Genomic DNA, 20,422 nt, shown 5'->3' with positions numbered 1-20,422 from the left:
GGACGGCGGTCGCGAGAAGGACGGCGGTCGCGAGAAGTATGGCGGTTTCGGGGAGGCCCATGGCCACGGGGACGCCGGCGGTCCCGGCGATTCTCCGGGACAAGGCGTGATTCCGGAACGGAGCGCGATCCCGGGACAAGGCGTGCGGGCCTCGGCCCGGGGAAGTCCGGGCCCCGGCTTCGAAGGAGCGGAAATCAAGAACCCACCCCTTCCTGGATGAACGCGGCCAACTCCGCCGGGGTGGGATGGTCGAAGACCGCGCGGACGTTGATCGCCCGGCCCGCGAGCTCCTCCAGCGGGGCGATCAGCCGCACGGCGAGCACCGAGTGTCCCCCGTTGAGGAAGAAGTTGTCGTGCTCGCCGAGTCCCGGGCGGCGCAGCGCCTCCCGCCAGAGCCGCAGCACCCCCTCGGCGAGCTCCGAGCTCGCCGGGGTGCGGGAGGCGGGCGCGGACTCCTCCTCGGGTACGGTCAGCCCCCGATAGTCGATCTTGCCGTTGGCGGTCGTCGGGAACTCGCCGGCCAGCACGATCCCCGACGGGACCGCGTAGTCCGGCAGCCGCGTCCCCGCGTACCGCCACAGCTCCTCCCGCAGCGCGGCTCCCGTCTCCCCGTCGGGCAGGTCCGTGGGCTGCACGAACGCCACCAGCCGGTCGTCGTGCACGATGACGGCCGCGACCTTGACGGCGTCGTGGTGGTGCAGCACCGCCTCGATCTCGCCCAGCTCGATGCGGTGCCCGCGCAGCTTGATCTGGCGGTCGTCGCGGCCCAGCAGCTCCAGGGTCGCGTCGTGCCTGAGCCTGGCCGTGTCCCCGGTCCGGTAGAAGCGCCCGTGGCGGGGGTGCTCGCCGAACCGCTCGGCGGTCAGTTCCGGCCGGTTGACGTATCCGGCGCTCACCCCGTCGCCCGCCACGCACAGCTCGCCGGGTACGCCCGGCGGGGCCTCGCGCCCGTCGGCGTCCCTGACGAAGATCCGGGTGTTGGCGAGCGGCACCCCGATCGGCACCGGGTCGGCCGGAGGACCGAGGATCTCGGCTGCGGTGGACCAGATGGTCGTCTCGGTCGGCCCGTAGACGTTGAACAACCGGCAGCCGAGGCCCAGCAGGTCCGTGGCGAGCGCGGCCGGCATGGGCTCTCCGCCGCAGAGCACGACGCGCCCGGCCAGCTCGTCGCGCGCCTCGGGGGCGATGAGCCGCCACGCCGTCGGGGTGGCCTGCACGACGCGTACATCCCGCGCCGCGATGAGCTCCAGGAACCTGCGCGGCTGGAGCTGGTCGTCGTCGGAGGCGACGACCAGGGTGCCGCCGACGGTGAGCGGGAGCATCAGCTCCAGTGCCGAGATGTCGAAGGAGGTCGTGGTGGACCACAGCACCGCGTCGGCCGGGCCCGTCCCGAGCCGGTCGGCGAAGTCGAGGACGAGGTTGGCCAGGTTGCCGTGGGTGACGGCCACCCCCTTGGGCCTCCCGGTGGACCCCGAGGTGTAGATCACGTAGGCGATCGACTCCCCGGTGACCGTCGCGGCGACCTCGGCCGGATCCAGCCGGTACGCGGACGCGCCATCGCGATCGGCCGTATCAGCGCCGGACGTGGCATCGGTTCCAGCCCCGGTTCCGACATCGGAGGCGGCATCGGTTCCGGTCCCGGCGGCGGACGCGAGGTCCTGCGGCATGGAGAGTACGGGGACCTCACCCGCCCAGGGAGCCTCGGAGTCGGCGATGACCAGGCGGGCCCCGCAGTCCTCCACCTGGTAGGCCAGGCGTAGCTCGGGCTGGCGCGGGTCCAGCGGCAGGTAGGCGGCTCCGGCCGCCCAGACGCCGAGCACGGCGGCGACCATCTCCGCCGAACGGCCCAGGCCGAGTGCCACGATGTCGCCGGGGCCCGCGCCGCGCGCTACGAGGGTGTCCCTGACGATGGCCGCCCAGGCGAGCAGCTCGCCGTAGGTCACCTCCCGGTCGCCGTCGCGGATCGCCGTCCCGGTGCGGGTCTCGCGGACCGTTTCCCGATCACCGTCACGGACGGCCGTCCCGGTGCGGGCCTCTCGGGTGACCTCCGGGTCACCGTCATGAGTCGCCGTCCCGGTACGGGTCTCGCGGACGGCTTCCCGATCACCGTCACGGACCGCCGTCCCGGTGCGGGCCTCTCGGGTGACCTCCGGGTCACCGTCATGAGTCACCGTCCCGGTACCGGTCTCGCGGACGGCTTCCCGATCACCGTCACGGACCGCCGTCCCGGTGCGGGCCTCTCGGGTGACCCCCCGGACACCCTCCGTGCGGGTGACGATCCGCTCCAGCAGCGTGGCCGGGCCCTCCCAGGTCCGCGCGGTGTCGTTGAGCCGGTCGAGCAGCCGCCGGTCGGCCGCGGAGAGGGAGTCCAGCTCCCGCTGCGGCCGGTGCGCGTCCTCGGCGGCCCGCCGCAGCAGCGCGGTCATCCGCGCGACGAACGCGGCGATCTCGGCCTCGTCGTGGACCTCCGTGCTGTGCCAGACCCTGAGCGTGAGCCTGCCGGGCTCCTGCACCGCGATGCACTGCAGGTCCAGGCGGCTGCGGTCGAACAGGTCCTCGACGTACTCGGGGACGGAGCCCAGGATGCTGACCTGGTCGTCGGTCCACGGCCGGTAGTTGAACATGTGCCGGAACAGCGGCACCCTCCAGTCGCCGGTACCGTGCCCGCGCTCGACCAGCACCGCCTCCACCGAGGCGTCCGCGTGCTCGACCCCCTCGAAGAAGACGTCCTCGACCCGCCTGACCAGGGCGGCGAAACCCTCGTCCGGGTCGGTGCGCACCCGCATCGGCAGGGTGCTGACGCCGTAGCCGACATGGCCGCGCATCGCGGCCGTCCTGGTGGTGACCGGCATCGCGGCCACCAGCTCGGGACCGGCGCCGTGGGCACGCAGGGTGAGCATGAACGCGGCGGCCAGCACGATGTTGTCGGTGGTGCGCAGGCCGGTCCGCAACGTGTCGAGCGCCCGCCGCGTGTCCGCGTCCACCTCCCAGGAACAGGTGTGCCCGGCGAAGGTGGGCCGGGCGGGCGACGGCCTGCTGCCGGGGAGCACCATCGCGGCCGGATCGACGTCCCTGAGCCGGTCGAGCCAGTAGTCCAGCGACTCCCGCGACGCCTGCCCCGGCTCCAGCATGGGCGCGGTGCCGGAGAGCGCGGCGGGGAGCGGCTCCTGGCTCGTCTGCGCGTCGTAGAAGCCGCCCAGCTCCTCGACGAGGAACTGCATCGAGGTGGCGTCGATGACGATGTGGTGGGCCACCAGGCAGACCACGCTCCCGCCGCCGTCGGGCAGCGCGAAGTGCCCGGCCCGGAAGAGCAGGTCGCGGCCCAGGTCGAAGGGGTCGTCCAGGAACCCCTGGAGGTCGGCGACCAGCGTCTCCTCCGTGGTCTCCCCGTTCACCAGCTTGATCTGCGCGTCCTTCGGGGCGGTGAGGTGCCGCACGGGCGCGCCGTCCACCTCGGGGAACCGCAGGCGCAGCGCCGGATGCCGCTTGAGCAGGCGGTTCACCGCGATCTGCAGCGGGAGCCTGCGCAGCGGCTCGCGGGTCCTGAACGCCACCGCCAGATTGGACACCCCGCTCGACCCGGCGAGCTGCTCCAGCACCCAGAACGAGTACGGAACCGCCTCGGGTCGGCGCAGCGGCTCGGCGGACTCCGGCAGGCCCTCCGGGACCCGCGGCGCGCTCTCACGTTCCCGCGCCTCGGAAGCCGGTACGGAGTCGGGAGCGGGCGTCACCTGGGCGGGGCGACGCCCTCCCGGTACGGGCAGGCGCTGCAGGGGGTGGTCGGGGTCGAGGGCGACCCAGTCCACCGGGCAGCCGAGCGTCCACAGCCGGGCGAGCGCCGTGAGCAGACCTCCGCGGTCGTCCCCGCAGTCGATCGTTCTCTCGTCGGCCGCCGTCCTCGCCGTCCCGACCAGGAGGGACAGCGTGCCTCCCGCAGCGGCGGTTCCCGGCCCGGTCTCCCCCCGGGGCGAGGCCCCCTGCCCCGGGACCACCTCGCGACGGGTCTCCGGCTCGTGGAACGTTTCAGGTCCGGGCACCGGCTCGGGCGCCGTGATGTCGGCCGCCACCGGCTCGGACACCGCCATCGCGTCATCCGCCACCGCTTCGGGCACCTGCTCGGACACCTGCTCCGGCACCTGCTCCGGCACCTGCTCCGGCACCTGCTCCGGCACCGCGACGGAGGCGGCCACCCGGGCGATCGCCTCGTCCAGTTCCAGCGTTCCCGAGAAGGCCGCGGCGGTGAGTTCGCCGACACCGTCTCCCGTACAGCCCCGGGGGGTGACACCCCAGCCGGTCAGGGTCGCCGCCAGGGAGTAGGTCACCGCGAACGTCACCGGGTCGTCGTCACGCTCCCCGGTGAGCCAGGCGTCGCAGAGATCGACGCCGTGCCGCTCGAAACCTTCCAGGCAGACGTCCATCGCCTCGCTGAACAACCGCTCGACCCCGTACAGCGAGGCCCCCAGCCGTCCGGCGCCACCGGCGGGGAAGACGAATCTCACGCCCGTTTCGGCCGCACCGCCGAGGGGCGGCTCGTGCGCGGGTGGGGCCACCGGATTCGCGAGGGCGGCGGACGCCTCCGCCGGGGTGGCGGCCACGACCGCGCCGCGTACGGGATGCGGGGTGCGGCCCCGCTGGAGGACGGCCACGGCGTCGGCGAACCGGTCGGCGGCGAGGGTGGCGAAGAACCCCGCCAGGCTTTCCCGTACGGCGTCGGCCTCCTCCGCCGTACGTCCCGACCAGGCGACGACGCGGGGCCGGGAGTCCGCCGGAAGGTGGACCGGCGGGAATCCCTCCTTCACCCTCAACGGGTCCCGCAGGCGCGCGGTCGAACCGCCTCCGGACAGATCGCCACCGGGCCCGCTGCGGGCCGGACCGGTGCGGGAGGGAACGGCGCCGGGCGAGGAGTCGACCATTTCCCCGACCACCGCCTCGACCACGGCGCGTACCAGATCCCCGTCGAGGAGAGCGTCGTCCAGGCGCCTGAGCGCGATCGCGGTGCCCCGTTCCGCGATGGCGCCCAGGCTCGAACCCGAGACGGTGACCACGAGGTCGCAGAAACCCAGGGCGAGGGCCAGGCAGGCGGCCTCGGCCGTGTCGTGGACGGCGAACCCGCGCGGTGGGCGCGCGGGATCGTGTCCGGCGTTCTCCAGGGTGGCCTCGACGACCTCGATCGGGAGGGCACCGGGAGAGAGCGGGGCACGCGGGCCCATGCCGATCACCGCGATCGGCGCGGTATTCGTCACCGAGGCGCCCCGCCGTCCCGGCGGATACGGGCGCGCACGTCCCGGCGGCTGCCCCCGACGGGGCGCAGGCGCGCGGGTTCGCTCCTGACGGGTTCCTGCGCGCCCTCGACGAGGCGGCTGAGGGCCCGCACGTTCGGCCGGGTGAACATCGAGGTGACCGGGATGTCGATACCGAGCACCCCCGTGATGTCCGCGTGCAGCTCGACCAGCGCCATCGAGTTGAGCCCGGCCTCGAAGAAGTTCTCGTCGGGATCGACCGTCCGGCCCAGGCGGGCCTCGATCATCTCCGCGACCGTGTCCGCGGCCGACACGCGCTGCCCCGGGCGGCCCGGTTGGCCTGAAGGTCGCCCCTCGTCCCCCTCGCGTTGCCGCTCCGCTCCCACCGGCCGACTGCCCTGGATCATCCGGCGCCTTTCGTTTAGTTTGTTCGATTCGCCAGGCGAGCCCCGTTCGGGCATGCCATGCACCGATCCTCTGACACCTATTCGGACACGACAAGAGCGTATTTTTCGGCTTTTGTGAATACGCGGTCGCGCGGAAGGCCCCGGAAACGCGTACGGCCACCGCCGGAGCGGTGGCCGTACGCGATCACGCGGATCAGGCGGGGTTGGAGACCGCCGCCCCGATGGTGTGCACGCGCAGGGCGTTGGTGGAACCCGCGGTGCCGGGAGGCGAACCGGCGACGATGACGACCTTGTCGCCCTTCTCCAGACGGGAGTTCGCGAGCAGCGAGGCCTCCACCTGGCGGACCATGTCGTCGGTGTGGTGGACGAACGGCACCTCGAAGGTCTCCACGCCCCAGGTCAGCGCGAGCTGGTTGCGGACGTGGCGGGCGGAGGTGAACGCCAGCAGCGGGATCGGCGAGCGGTAGCGGGCCAGGCGGCGGGCCGTCTCACCGGACATGGTGAACGCCACCAGCGCCTTGGCGCCGACGATGGCGCCGACCTCGGCCGCGGCGCGGGCGATGGCGCCGCCGGTGGTCTCCGGCAGCCGGTCGAGGCTGTGCGTGGCCTGCAGGGAGCTCTTCTCCGCGGTCGTGGCGATGCGGCTCATCGTCTCGACGACCTCGATGGGGTAGTTGCCGACCGAGGTCTCGCCGGAGAGCATGACCGCGTCGGCGCCGTCCATCACCGCGTAGGCGACGTCGGAGGCCTCGGCGCGGGTGGGACGCGGGGAGGTGATCATCGACTCCAGCATCTGGGTGGCGACGATGACCGGGCGGGCCTTCTCGCGGCAGAGCTCGATGGCGCGCTTCTGCACGATGGGCACCTCCTCCAGCGGCAGCTCGACACCGAGGTCACCGCGGGCGACCATGATGCCGTCGAAGGCCTCGATGATCTCCGGGAGCCGCTCCACGGCCTGCGGCTTCTCGATCTTGGCGAGCAGCGGGAGGCGGATGCCCTCCTGCTCCATGATGTTGCGCACCACGTCGGCGTCGGAGGGACGCCTGACGAAGGAGAGGGCGACCAGGTCGAAGCCGGTGCGCAGCGCCCAGCGCAGGTCGGTCTCGTCCTTGTCGGTCAGGACGGGGGCGCTGACGTTGACGCCGGGCAGGTTGAGGCCCTTGTTGTCGGAGATCATGCCGCCGATGATCACGCGGGTGGTGACGCGCTGGCCGTCGACCCGGGTCACCTCCAGGTGGACGCGGCCGTCGTCGACCAGGATGCTGTCCCCGGGGTTGACGTCCTTGGGGAGCCCCAGGTAGGACGTGGAGACCTGGTCACGGTCGCCGGGGACCTCCTCAGTGGTGATCGTGAAGACATCACCGAAGCCGAGGCGGACGGGGCCTTCACCGAACTTGCCGACCCGGATCTTGGGGCCCTGGAGGTCGGCCAGCAGACCCACGCCACGCCCGAGCTCGGCGGCAGCCTCCCTCACCCTGTCGTAAACCTCCTTGTGCAGCTCGTGGCTGCCATGGCTGAGGTTGAAACGGGCCACGTCCATCCCGGCCGCGATGAGTTCGCGGAGGCGTTCGGGAGAGGAGGTGGCGGGGCCGAGAGTGCAGACGATTTTCGCGCGACGAGTCACGGATCCCACCCTAATTGGTACAGACCACTTGGTCGTGACGTTGGTCATAGCGCCGATGAAAAATTCGGTGACACAAAGCTACCCCGGATGAACAGGAGGTTGCGAATCGCCCCTTGGGCCCACTCGGGAGGCCGGGCGTCACCAGAATCATGAGGCCGGATTTCACAAAAAACACTCCTGAACGCGTGTCCCGGGCGGGCCGGTCGCGGAGGTCCCCGGGCGCACCGGTCACCGGAGCCCCGCGCGTCCCGAAAGTCCCGGGGCAGTCGCGGACGGCCTCCTCCGCGACCGGCCCGGCGCCGATGCCCGGCAGCCATACGTCCTTGGCGACGACGATGCCCTGCGGCGAGGGGCGCAGGCCGCCCTCCTCCCGCAGGCCCGGCGTCCTGAGGTGGAGGCCGGGCAGCCCTCCGGCGAAGGCGGTCGGCGAGGCGCCCGCCGGCAGCGGCGGGCGCCCCGGGGACCGGCCGTCAGGGAGCGAGGGGGGCGGCCTTGGCGGCCTTCTCGGCGCTGATGACGCCGTGGCCGTAGAAGCCGTTGCGCGTCTTGGGACCCTCGCACTTGTGCACCGTGTCCACCACGAGGTCGATCTTGTAGGCGTACTCGCGCGGCGAGGGGCAGGCCTTCTCGGTGGCGGTGGAGTACAGCTGGCGCTGGACGTCCGCGGGGGGCATCGTGAGACCGCCCTTGCCGGGCTTGCCGAAGCGGCTGATCAGGATCGCGGCGACGCCGGTGGCGTGCGGGGCCGCCATGGAGGTGCCGACGAGGTACTGGTAGTAGGCGCAGGTGCCGCCCTCGCAGTCCCGGATGATCGACTCGGACTTCGGCGTGCCGTCGGCGGCGATCTGCCCCTTGGCCTTGAGCGCGTTCTCCGGCGCGGCGGCCAGGATGCCCCTGGTGGTGTCGTACGTGCCGCCGCCGTCGAACTCGTCCCCGCCCGGGGCCGCCAGGTCGGCCTGCTCGACGCCGTAGTCGGAGTAGTAGGCCTTGCGCCCGCTCTGACCCACCGAGGTGATCGAGATGACGCCCTTGGACTCGGCCGGGACGTTCAGGCAGGAGTTGTCGACCTTGCGGGTGCGCTCGGCGTCCTTGGGGTAGTCGGGGCTCGTCGTGTCCTTGCTGGGCCTGCCGAGGTCGGTGGCGCCGTTGCCGATGGCGCTGACCAGGGTGACGCCGCGCTTGCGGGCGTAGTCGAGGGCGCGCTGCATGCCGGTGATGATGCCGCGCTGCTCCAGCTGCTCGGCCTTGGAGTCGCCGGGGTTGGCCTTGCAGTTGAACAGCCACGGGTCGACGTAGAAGCTCATGTTGACCACGTCGATCCCGGCGTCGGCGGCGTAGGTGAGCGCGTCGATGCTGGGCTTGAGGAAGAACAGGCCCGAGTCCTGGCCGGCGCGCAGGTTCACCAGGGACACCTGGGGGGCGACCCCGGCGATGCCCACGCCGTTGAGCGGCGAGGCGATGGTGCTGGCCACGTGGGTGCCGTGGCCGTCGTCGTCCCAGTCGACCGGGTCCTTGCAGCTCTTGAACTCGCAGGGCCCGTCGAGGGCCTTGCCGTTGGGGTCCTTGGGCCGGTCGGTCACGAAGTTGCGGCTCAGGGCGCGGTTGAAGTTGGGGGCGATGTCGGGGTGCTTGCCGTCGATGCCGGTGTCGATGACGCCGACCAGCACCTTCTTGTCACCGGGCTCGGTGGCGTAGGAGCCCTCCGCGGTGGCGCCGATCATCTTCATGTCCCACTGCCGCCCGGCCAGCGGCTCCGGCGCACCGGTGGAGGCGGGGGTGCCCGCCTGCCCGAGGGCGTCGGCGGAGGGGAAGGCGACCGGGGTCCTGACCTGGGAGGCGGCCTCGGAGGCGGTCCTGGTGCCGGTCGCGGTCCCGGCCTCGGTGCTGGTCGCGATCCCGGCCCCGGAGGCGCTCTCGGCACCGGGGGTCCTGGTCGCGGGGGCGGCGGGGATCGCGGTGGCGGAGCCGATCCTGCGGTCGGAGGAGACCCCCTCGACGGCGTCGCTGCCGGCCAGGCTCTCCACGAAGCGGGGGCCGGGACCGCTGGCGAGGACGTAGCCGATCCTGGTGTCGGTCGACAGGGCGGTGCCGCCGCTCGCGCCGATCGCGCCGATCGCCCGGTCGCGGGCGCCGTCCGCGTAGAAGACCAGGTATTCGCGGGTCTGGCCCGCAGCCGTCGTGGTCCCGCCCAGGGCTCCCGCCGTGAGGGTCGCCGCCAGGGCGAGCACCGTCGCCGCGCCCGTCAGGCTTTTGATCCCGCGATTCATCGATCCTCCGCACCTGGCCTGATCAAAGACATTTATCTTTCAGGCATATGTACGCCAAAGCAATCCGAACTCCCGCTCTGCGCGTTTTTATCGGTAAGCAGCTGGTAAGACATCCGGCACGCGGACGATTCCCGGGCATACCGGGCACGGCTCCGCCCCCGGAAGCGTGATGTGCTCAGACCCGCCGTGTTCCCACCAGACCAACCGCGGCCCGACCAGATCAGTCGTGGCACACACGAACCGGTCCGGGGGCGCATGAACCAACCATGACACACCCGGACCGGCCATGCCGTGTCAGACCAGCGGTCGTGCCGTCGGCGGGATCGCCACCGGCAGGGCCGTCCGGCCCGTGAGGTAGCGGTCGGCGGCCGAGGCGGCCGAACGGCCCTCGGCGATCGCCCACACGATCAGCGACTGGCCGCGGCCCATGTCCCCGGCGACGAAGACGCCGTCGACCGAGGACATGTAGCCCTTGTCCCTGGCGACGTTGCCCCTGGCGTCGAAGAACTCGCCTCCGGCGACCTCGGCGAGCTCCTCCAGCAGGCCCTTCTTCTCCGGGCCCACGAAGCCCATCGACAGCGTGACCAGCTCGGCCGGGATCTCCCGCTCGGAGCCGGGCACCGGCTTGAACCCGGCCGCCGGCCCCTCCACCTCGACCAGGCGCAGCGCCCTGACGTTGCCGTCGGCGTCGCCGACGAACTCGGTGGTGGAGACCGCGTAGACCCGGGCGCCGTCGCCCTCGGCCAGCTCCTCGTGGGCGCTCTCCATCTTGAACAGGATGGGGAACGTGGGCCACGGCTGGCTGCCGGGACGGTTCGCCGGGGGCTGGGGCATGATCTCCAGCTGGGTGACCGAGGCGGCCCCCTGGCGGATCGCGGTGCCGATGCAGTCGGCGCCGGTGTCGCCGCCGCCGATCACGACGACGTGCTTGCCCTCGGCGCTGATCGGCGAGACCGGGAAGTCGCCCTCCTGGACCCGGTTGGAGGGCGGCAGGAACTCCATCGCCTGGTAGACGCCCTTCAGGTCGCGCCCGGCGACGGGCAGGTCCCGCCACTGGGTCGCGCCGCCGGCCAGGACGATCGCGTCGAACTCCTCGCGCAGCCGCGCCGCCGTGATGTCCACGCCGACGTTGACGCCGGTACGGAACTCGGTGCCCTCGGCCCGCATCTGGTCGAGACGGCGGTCGATGTGCCGCTTCTCCATCTTGAACTCGGGGATGCCGTAGCGGAGCAGGCCGCCGATCCGGTCGGCCCGCTCGAACACGACCACGTCGTGCCCTGCCCTGGTGAGCTGCTGCGCGGCGGCCAGGCCCGCAGGGCCCGAGCCGACGACCGCGACGCGCCTGCCGGTCTTCGAGGCGGCGGGCTGGGGGGTGACCCAGCCCTCGTCGAAGGCGCGGTCGATGATCTCGACCTCGACCCGCTTGATCGCGACCGGGTCGGAGTTGATGCCGAGCACGCACGCCGCCTCACACGGAGCCGGGCACAGGCGGCCGGTGAACTCCGGGAAGTTGTTGGTGGCGTGCAGGCGCTCGATGGCCTCGTGCCAGTCGTCCCGGTAGACCAGGTCGTTCCACTCGGGGATCAGGTTGCCCAGCGGGCAGCCGTTGTGACAGAACGGGATGCCGCAGTCCATGCACCGCGCGGCCTGCTTGGTCAGCGCGGGCTTGGGGAAGTCCTCGTAGACCTCGCGCCAGTCGCGGATGCGCACGTCCACCGGGCGGCGCGCCGGCAGCTCGCGTCCGTGAGCGAGGAAACCCTTGGGGTCAGCCATCGGTCGTACCTCCCTTATCCCTGAAAAGCCTGAAAGGTCTTCGAAACAGACATCGGCGTCACCCCTGGACCGCGGCGGTCATGACGGCCTCGTCGATGTCGCGGCCCTCCAGCCGGGCGGACTCGGCGGCCCGCAGGACCCGCTTGTAGTCCGTCGGCATGATCTTGCCGAAGCGGGACGGGTCCCAGTCGGCGATGAGCGCCTTGGCCACCGTGGAGCCGGTCTCGGCCAGGTGGGCCTCGACGACCTCGCGCAGCGCCTCGGAGTCGGCCTCGTCCAGCTCCTCGATCTCGACCATCTCCCGGTTGACCCGCTCGACGTCGAGGTCGAGCAGGTAGGCGACGCCGCCCGACATGCCCGCCGCGAAGTTGCGGCCGGTCGGGCCGAGGACGACCACCTTGCCGCCGGTCATGTACTCGCAGCCGTGGTCGCCGACACCCTCGACCACCGCGGTGGCACCGGAGTTGCGGACGCAGAACCGCTCTCCCACGACGCCGCGGATGAAGGCCTCACCGGAGGTCGCGCCGTACAGGCTGACGTTTCCGGCGATGATGTGCCCGTCGAGCGGGGCCGCGTCGTGCGGCTGGACCGAGATCCGGCCACCGGACAGGCCCTTGCCCACGTAGTCGTTGGCGTCACCGGTCAGCCGCAGGGTGACGCCCCTGGGCAGGAAGGCGCCGAAGGAGTTGCCCGCGGAGCCGGTGAAGCGCACGTCGATGGTGTTGTCGGGCAGCCCCGCGCCGCCGTACCGCTTGGTCACCTCGTGGCCGAGCATGGTGCCGACCGTGCGGTTGACGTTGCGGATGGGCAGGTCGAGCGTGACCCGGGAACCGCCCCTGAGCGCGCCCTCGGCGAGCTGGATCAGCGTGTTGTCCAGCGCCTTGGCCAGCCCGTGGTCCTGCTCCACGGTACGGCGGAGCGAGGCGCCCTCGGGCAGCTCGGGCTGGTGCAGGATCGGCGCCAGGTCCAGCCCCGAGGCCTTCCAGTGGCTCTCGGCCGGGGTGGTGTCCAGCAGCTCGGCGTGGCCGACGGCCTCCTCGATGCTGCGGAAGCCCAGCGCGGCGAGATACTCGCGGATCTCCTCGGCGACGAACTCGAAGAAGTTGACCACGAACTCGGGCTTGCCGGTGAACCGCTTGCGCAGCTCGGGGTTCTGGGTGGCGACGCCGACCGGGCAGGTGTCCAGGTGGCAGACGCGCATCATCACGCAGCCGGAGACGACCAGCGGGGCCGTGGCGAAACCGTACTCCTCGGCGCCGAGCAGCGCGGCGATGACCACGTCGCGGCCGGTCTTGAGCTGGCCGTCCACCTGCACGACGATCCGGTCGCGCAGGCCGTTGAGCAGCAGCGTCTGCTGGGTCTCGGCCAGGCCGAGCTCCCAGGGGGCGCCCGCGTGCTTGAGCGAGGTCAGCGGGGACGCGCCGGTGCCGCCGTCGTGGCCGGAGATCAGCACGACGTCCGCGTGGGCCTTGGACACGCCCGCCGCGACCGTTCCGACCCCGACCTCGGCCACGAGCTTGACGTGCACCCGGGCGGCCGGGTTCGCGTTCTTCAGGTCGTGGATGAGCTGGGCGAGGTCCTCGATCGAGTAGATGTCGTGGTGCGGCGGCGGCGAGATGAGGCCGACGCCCGGGGTGGAGTGCCGGGTCTTGGCGATCCACGGGTAGACCTTGTGGCCGGGCAGCTGGCCGCCCTCACCGGGCTTGGCGCCCTGGGCCATCTTGATCTGCACGTCGTCGGCGTTGACCAGATACTCGGAGGTCACGCCGAACCGGCCGGAGGCCACCTGCTTGATGGCCGAGCGGCGGGCCGGGTCGTGGAGCCGCTCGGGGTCCTCGCCGCCCTCGCCGGTGTTGGACTTGCCGCCCAGCCGGTTCATCGCGATGGCGAGCGTCTCGTGCGCCTCCATCGAGATGGAGCCGTACGACATCGCGCCGGTGGAGAAGCGCTTGACGATCTCGCTGACCGGCTCGACCTCGTCGATCGGCACCGGCTCGCGGACGCCCTCCCGCAGCTTGAACATGCCGCGCAGCGTCATCAGCTTCTCCGCCTGGGAGTCCACCAGGCCGGTGTACTCCTTGAAGATCTCGTAGCGGCGCGAGCGGGTGGCGTGCTGCAGCTTGAAGACGGTCTCGGGGTTGAACAGGTGCGGCTCGCCCTCGCGGCGCCACTGGTACTCGCCGCCGACCTCCAGGCGGCGGTGGGCGTTCTCGGCCCGGGGGTAGGCGCGCAGGTGGCGCTGCGCCGCCTCCTCGGCCAGGACGTCGAAGCCGACGCCGCCCAGGCGGGACGTGGTCCCGGTGAAGCAGGCGTCCACGACCTCCTGGCTCAGGCCGAGCGCCTCGAAGATCTGCGCCCCGGTGTAGGAGGCGACCGTGGACACCCCCATCTTGGACATGACCTTCAGCACGCCCTTGCCGTACGCCTTGATGAGGTTGCGCACGGCCTTGTGCCTGTCGACCTTCAGGGCACCGGAGTCGACCATGTCCTCGACGGTCTCGATGGCGAGGTACGGGTTGACCGCGCCCGCCCCGTAGCCGACGAGCAGCGCCATGTGGTGCGCCTCGCGCGCCTCGCCGGTCTCGACGACCAGACCGATCTTGGTCCGGGTCTTCTCGGCGATCAGGTGGTGGTGGACGGCACCGGTGAGCAGCAGCGAGGGGATCGGCGCCAGGACGTCGGAGGAGCCGCGGTCGGACAGCACGATGATCCGCGCCCCGCCCTCGATCACCGAGGAGACCTCGGCGCGGATCTCCTCGATGCGGCGCAGCAGCGCCTCGCCGCCGCCCGCGACCTCGTACAGGCCCGAGACCACGTGCGGGTGGAAGCCCGGCAGCGCGCCCTCGTCGTTGATGTGGATGATCTTCGCGAGCTCGTCGTTGTCGAGCACCGGGTAGGGCAGCACGAGCTGGCGGCAGGAGGCCGGGCCCGGGTCGAGCAGGTTGCCCTCGGGGCCGATGGTGCTGGCCAGGGAGGTGACGAGCTCCTCGCGGATCGCGTCCAGCGGCGGGTTGGTGACCTGCGCGAACAGCTGGCTGAAGTAGTCGAACAGCAGCCGGGGCTTCTCGCTGAGCACCGCGACCGGGGTGTCGGTGCCCATCGAGCCGATCGGCTCGATGCCCGCCCTGGCCATCGGCCCCAGGATGATCCGCAGCTCCTCCTCGGTGTAACCGAAGGTCTGCTGCCGCTTGATCAGCGTCTCGTGCGACAGGGCCTCACGCGAGCGGGCGGGCAGCTCCTCGAAGCGGACCAGCCCGGCGTGCAGCCAGTCCGCGTACGGCAGCTCGGCCGCCAGCTCGGCCTTGATCTCGTCATCTTCGATGATCTTGCCGAGCTCGGTGTCGATCAGGAACATCTTGCCGGGCTGCAGGCGGCCCTTGCGGACCACGTCCTCGGGGGCGATGTCCAGCACGCCCGCCTCGGAGGCGAGCACGACCAGGCCGTCCGTGGTGACCCAGAACCGTCCCGGGCGCAGGCCGTTGCGGTCGAGCACCGCGCCGACCAGGGTGCCGTCGGAGAAGGTGATCGAGGCCGGGCCGTCCCAGGCCTCCATCATCGTGGAGTGGAACTCGTAGAACGCCCGCCGCGCGGGGTCCATCTCGGTGTGGCTCTCCCACGCCTCGGGGATCATCATCAGCACCGCGTGCGGCAGGCTGCGTCCCGCGAGGTGGATGAGCTCCAGCGTCTCGTCGAAGGAGGCGGTGTCGGAGCCGGCCGGGTCGCAGATCGGGAAGAGCCGCGACAGGTTGCCCGGCAGGTTCGCCGTCCCCAGCATGGCCTCGCGGGCGCGCATCCAGTTGCGGTTGCCCTTGACCGTGTTGATCTCACCGTTGTGGGCGACGTAGCGGTAGGGGTGCGCCAGCGGCCACGAGGGGAAGGTGTTGGTGGAGAAACGCGAGTGGACCAGCGCGATCGCGGTCTCGTAGCGCTCGTCGCTCAGGTCGGGGAAGAACTGCTCGACCTGCAGCGGGGTGAGCATGCCCTTGTAGACGATGGTCCGGGAGCTCAGCGAGGGGAAGTAGACGTTCGCCTCGTGCTCGGCCCGCTTGCGCAGGCAGAAGGCCAGCCGGTCCAGCTCCAGGCCGCTCTCGCCGTCCGGGGACGCCACGAACAGCTGGCCGAAGAACGGCATCACCGCGCGGGCGCTCGGCCCGGGAAGGCCGGGGGTGATCGGGACGTCGCGCCAGCCGAGAACCGTCAGGCCCTCCTCCGCGGCGATCTCCTCGATCAGCCGTACGGCGGTCTCGCGGGCCTGCGCCTCGGCGGGCAGGAAGGCCATGCCGGCGGCGTAGGAACCGGCCGCGGGCAGGGGGAGGTCCGCCACCACGCGGAAGAAGGCGTCGGGAACCTGGGTCAGGATCCCGGCCCCGTCGCCGGTGTCCGGTTCGCTACCCTGGGCCCCCCGATGATCAAGATTGCACAGGGCGGTCAGGGCCTTCGCGACGATGTCGTGACTACGGCGGCCGGCCACGTCCGCGACCATGGCGACACCACAGGCGTCGTGCTCGTGCGAGGGGTGGTACAGGCCCTGAGGCTCGGGAAAGCCGAGGTGGGCAGCAGGCATTGAATCCCTCCCGTCGTCTTGCTTCTTTCGAACAAGCAAGGGACGACGTTGGCCCTGCTGCGTGGTGGGTAGAGATTACCGTACCCTGCCGGATACCTACCTACCCGGTGAGGTCCCGCCGAATTAGTGCAGGTTCGCCCGGTTCATTCAACACGTCACGGTGGCGCAACATTCCAGGTCCTGGCTCTAGGGTGGCCCAATGGAACCGAGCGACCCCGCCGCCCCGGGTGACCCCACCGGTCTGACAGACAGCGCCACTCCGGACGCCCCGGGCGTGTCGGGACGGCCCGGCCTGCCGGAAACCCCCGAGGGCACCGGGGCCGAGGCGCTCGTCGCGCGGGCGGGCGTCGACGGCAGGCGACTGCGGAGCGCGCTGGCGGCCCTGGGCGGCGGGCGCTGGTGGACGCTCGCCGACCTGGTCAGGGAGACCGCGACGTCACGGCGGACCATCGAGGCGCTGCTGCGCGAGGTGGACGGGGAGTTGGAGCGGTCCGGCGATCGATTCAGGCTCCCGGCCCCTCCGGCCTGGCTGGATCCGGCCCGGCAGGAGAACGGCTCCCCGCCGACCGACCCGCGGGTGAGCGGCCCGGGGGTGAGCGGCCGCACACCGACCGACCCAGGAGTGACCGGCCCCCCACCGGCCGGACCGAGAGTGACCGACCCCACACCGACCGGAGCGGGCGCGCACCCCCTCGGGCCGGCGGACCCGGTGGCCCACCTGCTCCCCGGCCACGCCGACCTGGTCGCGCGCATGGACGAGCTGATCGCCAAGGCGCCCCGGGGCCGCCACACGCTGGACCACGTCGCCGCGACCGGCGAGACCGTGGTCAGGCGGGCGCTGCTGCTGGACGCCCGGTTCTGGCTGGACGGCGCCCGGCTGCTGTGCGTGGGCGACCACGATCTGACCTCGCTGGCCACCGCGATGCTGCACCCCGGCGTCGAGGTGACCGTCGTCGACGTCGACGAGCGCATCCTCGCCTACATCGCCGGTGAGGCCGACCGGCTCGGCCTGGCCGTGCGAACCCGCTGGGCCGACCTGCGCCTGGGCCTGCCCGCCTCCGCGCGGTCCTGGGCCGACCTGGCGATCACCGACCCTCCCTACACCCCCGAGGGCGTCGGGCTGTTCGTCGCCCGCTGCGCGGAGGGACTGCGCGACCGCGAGCAGGGCCGGATCATGCTGGCGTACGGCGCCAGCGAGCGCACCCCCGCGCTCGCCCTCAAGGTTCAGCAGGCCCTGTCGCAGCTCAACCTCGTCAACGAGGCGATCTATCCCGACTTCAACCGCTACCTCGGCGCCGAGGCCATCGGCTCGGCCGCCGACCTGTACGTCCTGCGTCCCACGACGAAGACCTGGCCCGCCGCGGCCGCCCGCGCCGAGGCGCCCGGCACCGCCATCTACACGCAGGGCCCCCAGTCCGTGGAGTCGGCGGCCTCCCCCACCGCCCCGACCGCAGACTCCGGCGACGGGTTCGTCCCCGAGGTGCTGGTGGGCGACTGGCCCCGCGACGTGCTGCCCAAAGCCCCCAGAGCGCGCCTGACGACCTGGCTGGCCAAGCCCTACGCCAGCGACCCCACCAAGGTGGCGATCTCCGTACCCGCAGGCCTGGAGGCCGCGCTGCCCCGGCTGCTGCTGGCCACCCGCGCCGAGGAGGTCCGGGTCACGCTGGCGTCGGCCCCGAAGGACCTCCCCGCCGACCTGCTCGCCCCCGTCTACGACCTCACCGCCGAGGGCACGTCCGTCCGCGCCGTACGGGTGGCGCCGCCCACCGGGGACAGCGGGAACGCGGGAGACACAGAGAGCACCGGGAACGCGGACGACGCGGCCCGGATCCTGCGCCGCGTCCTGGACAACGCGCACGGCAAACTCGCCAACACCTGGCGCGAGGCCCTGATCAGGGTCAGGGGAGACCTGACGAAGAAGCAGGCCAGGGCGGTCGTCACCGCCGTGGCCCCGTGGGCGGGCGACGTCACCGTCCTCGAACTGCCCGCCCACCGGCTGCTGGAGCTCCGGGCCGCGGTGGAGAGCTCCCTCAGCGCACCAGCCGACGCTGGATGACCAGACCGAGGCCGTCCATCGCGACCTGCGGATAGGTGAGATCCACCTGGCTCCCCTGGACGACGGGGGCGACCCAGCTCACCGTGACGTAGTGCCCGAGGCCGCGGACCTGGGCCCAGCTGCGCGAGCCGTCGAAGCCGTCGGGCGTGTCGGGGGCGGGCCGGACGAAGCCCCCGCTCTTGAGCGCCGCCACGAGCCTGTCGGCGGCGGCGGAGTCGGCGAGATTGAAAATCAGGAACTGGCCGGAGACCGCGCCGTCCTCGGTCTCGTAACGGGCCCGCAGCACCTGCGTGCACCCGCCGAGCACGTCCTCCGCACTCCCCCAGGCCGCCTCAGCGCAGTCGGCGAGGGTCTCGGTGGTCCTGAGCGCGAGACTGGTCGTGCCCGCCGACACCGAGGGGCCGGGGAACATCTCCGCGACGGTCAGCGGCTGGGGATCGAGGACGCGGGTCGCGATGGGCGCGTAGTGGGCCGTACCGGACTCCGCGCGCAGGACCGCGGCGCGCGGGGCGGGCTCGCTCCCGAGCCACAAAAAAGCCCCCACCCCGGCGACCCCGGCCAGCACGACAACGATGATCCACTTGCGCATGAAAAAAGCTTACTTTGACATCCTCCCAGTCCTTGAAGAACCAGGATTCCTGACCGAAATCAGAGGTTCACGGTTCGTAGCCCCGCCCAACGGCTGGAGGGCTCCCCGCGCTGCCACCCCATGCCCTGGGGCGGTCGAACAATATCGGCTTGGCTATCGCCGACTCGGCCAGCTTAGCGAGACCTGCCCGCACAATCCGGCGAACGAAATGACGTACGGGAACTACTGGGCCGGGGCGGGCGCCGGGGAGGCGGCGACGATGCGGCGGAAGATCGCCTTTTCCGTGGCGCGGACCGTCAGGGACAGCGAGACGAAGTCGTCCCTCGGGCCCGGTTCCACCCCGTCGGCCCTGCCGAGCCAGACGAGGCCCGCGTAGTGCCCCATGGCGTGACCGCTGGCCTCGGTGTGGCCCGCGGCGGGGAAGGCGGCCCTGGACGCCTGGAGCGGCCGGACCCAGCCGCCCCGGTGCATGGTGGTCAGCATGGTCACCAGCGTGTCGGCGGAGGCGGTGTCGCGGAGGTTGAACAGGGTGTACTGGGCGACGTAACGGCCGTCGGCGCTGGCGTACAGGCCCCTGGCCACCTGGGTGCACCCTCCCCGGGTGAGCAGGTCGGCGAGACCCTGGCCCCAGACCGCCGCCACACAGTCGGTCTCCAGCCGCGGGCTGCCCGCCAGCCTCAGCGTGGTCCTGCCCTCCTTGAGGGTCTTCGCGAAGAGGTCCTTGGCCGTCAGCGGCTTGGGGTCGGCCTTGCTCTCCGCGATCGGCGCGAACACCTTGGAGGAGGGCCATCCCCTGTAGACGTCGGGCCGGGGTTCGGTGCCGATGACCGAGGCGGTGACCCGCTCGGGCTCGAAGTCGTTGCCGATCGCGGAGATCGCGAGGGTGAGGGCGACCGCGGCGACCAGCACCCCCGCCAGCGATCCGAACACCACCACCAGCCGCTGCTGGGTCAGGGTCAGCCCCCACTCCTCCAGCTGGGGGATGCTCCAGGGCTCCTCTTTCCTGCCGGGCTTCTTGCCGGAGGTACGGCGGCGCTTGCGCCCGGAGGCGGGGGGCGGAGTCGAGGTTGGGGTGGTCACAGTCCGGTTCCTCCCAGGAAGGTGCCCAGGGTGAAGGTAAGGCCGGCGGCGACCGCGCCGACGACGAGCTGGCGCAGCCCGCTGTACCACCAGCTGCGTGCGGTGACCCGGGAGACCAGCGCGCCCGCGCCGAACAGCGCCAGGCAGGAGATCACCGCCGAGGCCACCAGGCTGGTGACGCCGAGCAGGTACGGCAGGAGGGGCAGGAGGGCGCCCACGCCGAACGACAGGAACGAGGAGATCGCGGCGGTCCTGGGCGAGGGCAGGTCGCGGAAGGTGACGCCGAGCTCGGCCTCGGTGTGGACCTCAAGGGCCCTGTCGGGGTCCATCGAGATCTGCCGGGCCACCTCGGCCGCCACGGCGGGATCGACACCCCGCTCCTCGTAGAGCTTGGCGAGCTCCTCCAGCTCGGCCTCGGGGTGGCGTTCGAGCTCGCGCCGCTCGACGTCGATCTCGGCCAGGGCGAGCTCCCGCTGGCTGGCCACCGAGACGTACTCGCCGCCCGCCATGGAGAACGCGCCCGCGGCCAGTCCCGCGATGCCGGCCAGCAGGATGACCCTGGTGCTCGCGGCGCCGCCGGCGACACCGGCGATCAGGGCGAAGTTGGAGACGAGGCCGTCCATCGCGCCGAACACCGACGGCCGCAGCCAGCCGCCGTTGACGTCGCGGTGCCGGTGGTGCATCTCGGCACGTCCCCTGGAGGTGTCCGAGCTCACCCTGGTCCTTCGGGCGGCAGGCCCCGGGGCTCAGCGCCGGGGGGAGACGACGGGCCACCGGTCTCGGCCCCGGAGTGGAGACGCACCGGCGTGCCGGACGATCCGG

At 72.0% G+C, this 20,422-nt stretch carries 10 protein-coding genes; 1 reads left to right on the top strand and 9 read right to left on the bottom strand.

Annotated features, from left to right (window positions below; translation table 11 throughout):
• Window positions 1-194: 194 nt before the first annotated feature.
• From OG587_RS22270 to gltB, 6 genes are all read right to left on the bottom strand, one after another.
• The gene (locus OG587_RS22270) at window positions 195-5,243 is read right to left on the bottom strand and encodes a non-ribosomal peptide synthetase (RefSeq protein WP_329093257.1); all 5,049 of its coding nucleotides are present in this window, start codon (window positions 5,241-5,243) and stop codon (window positions 195-197) included.
• A complete protein-coding gene (locus OG587_RS22265; protein ID WP_329093256.1) occupies window positions 5,240-5,554 on the bottom strand; it encodes an acyl carrier protein in 315 nt (104 codons plus the stop codon). The genes OG587_RS22270 and OG587_RS22265 overlap by 4 nt, the downstream gene beginning before the upstream one ends.
• A 286-nt stretch (window positions 5,555-5,840) precedes the next feature.
• Window positions 5,841-7,271, bottom strand: coding sequence for a pyruvate kinase (gene pyk / locus OG587_RS22260; RefSeq protein ID WP_329093255.1), 1,431 nt, complete (start codon window positions 7,269-7,271; stop codon window positions 5,841-5,843).
• A 470-nt stretch (window positions 7,272-7,741) separates the two neighbouring features.
• Window positions 7,742-9,538 carry a S8 family peptidase gene (locus tag OG587_RS22255; RefSeq protein ID WP_329093254.1) on the bottom strand — a complete coding sequence of 599 codons (1,797 nt, stop codon included), beginning with the start codon at window positions 9,536-9,538 and terminating at the stop codon, window positions 7,742-7,744.
• A 294-nt stretch (window positions 9,539-9,832) separates the two neighbouring features.
• Window positions 9,833-11,311 (bottom strand): glutamate synthase subunit beta, encoded by a 1,479-nt coding sequence (locus OG587_RS22250; protein ID WP_329093253.1) that lies wholly within the window; start codon window positions 11,309-11,311, stop codon window positions 9,833-9,835.
• Window positions 11,312-11,369: 58 nt separating this feature from the next.
• A complete protein-coding gene (gltB, locus tag OG587_RS22245) occupies window positions 11,370-15,875 on the bottom strand; it encodes a glutamate synthase large subunit (RefSeq protein WP_329093252.1) in 4,506 nt (1,501 codons plus the stop codon).
• A 199-nt stretch (window positions 15,876-16,074) separates the two neighbouring features.
• Here gltB and OG587_RS22240 point away from each other — a divergent pair, with 199 nt between their 5' ends.
• The gene (locus OG587_RS22240; RefSeq protein WP_329093251.1) at window positions 16,075-17,931 is read left to right on the top strand and encodes a bis-aminopropyl spermidine synthase family protein; all 1,857 of its coding nucleotides are present in this window, start codon (window positions 16,075-16,077) and stop codon (window positions 17,929-17,931) included.
• Here OG587_RS22240 and OG587_RS22235 read toward each other — a convergent pair.
• The 3 genes from OG587_RS22235 to OG587_RS22225 all read right to left on the bottom strand — a co-directional run bounded on the left by OG587_RS22235 (window position 17,906) and on the right by OG587_RS22225 (window position 20,316).
• Complete coding sequence (locus OG587_RS22235) at window positions 17,906-18,520, bottom strand: hypothetical protein (protein ID WP_329093250.1); 615 nt, start codon at window positions 18,518-18,520, stop codon at window positions 17,906-17,908. The two genes, OG587_RS22240 and OG587_RS22235, sit on opposite strands and share 26 nt — an antisense overlap.
• A gap of 222 nt (window positions 18,521-18,742) precedes the next feature.
• Window positions 18,743-19,600 (bottom strand): hypothetical protein, encoded by an 858-nt coding sequence (locus OG587_RS22230; protein ID WP_329093248.1) that lies wholly within the window; start codon window positions 19,598-19,600, stop codon window positions 18,743-18,745.
• Window positions 19,597-20,316 (bottom strand): VIT1/CCC1 transporter family protein, encoded by a 720-nt coding sequence (locus OG587_RS22225; protein WP_329093246.1) that lies wholly within the window; start codon window positions 20,314-20,316, stop codon window positions 19,597-19,599. Before OG587_RS22225 ends, OG587_RS22230 begins: the two co-directional genes overlap by 4 nt.
• Window positions 20,317-20,422: the final 106 nt, after the last annotated feature.

This window comes from Streptosporangium sp. NBC_01469, assembly GCF_036227305.1.
Lineage (GTDB): Bacteria > Actinomycetota > Actinomycetes > Streptosporangiales > Streptosporangiaceae > Streptosporangium.
Note: the sequence above shows the minus strand (reverse complement) of the source record. Positions and strands in the feature narration are given on the sequence as shown.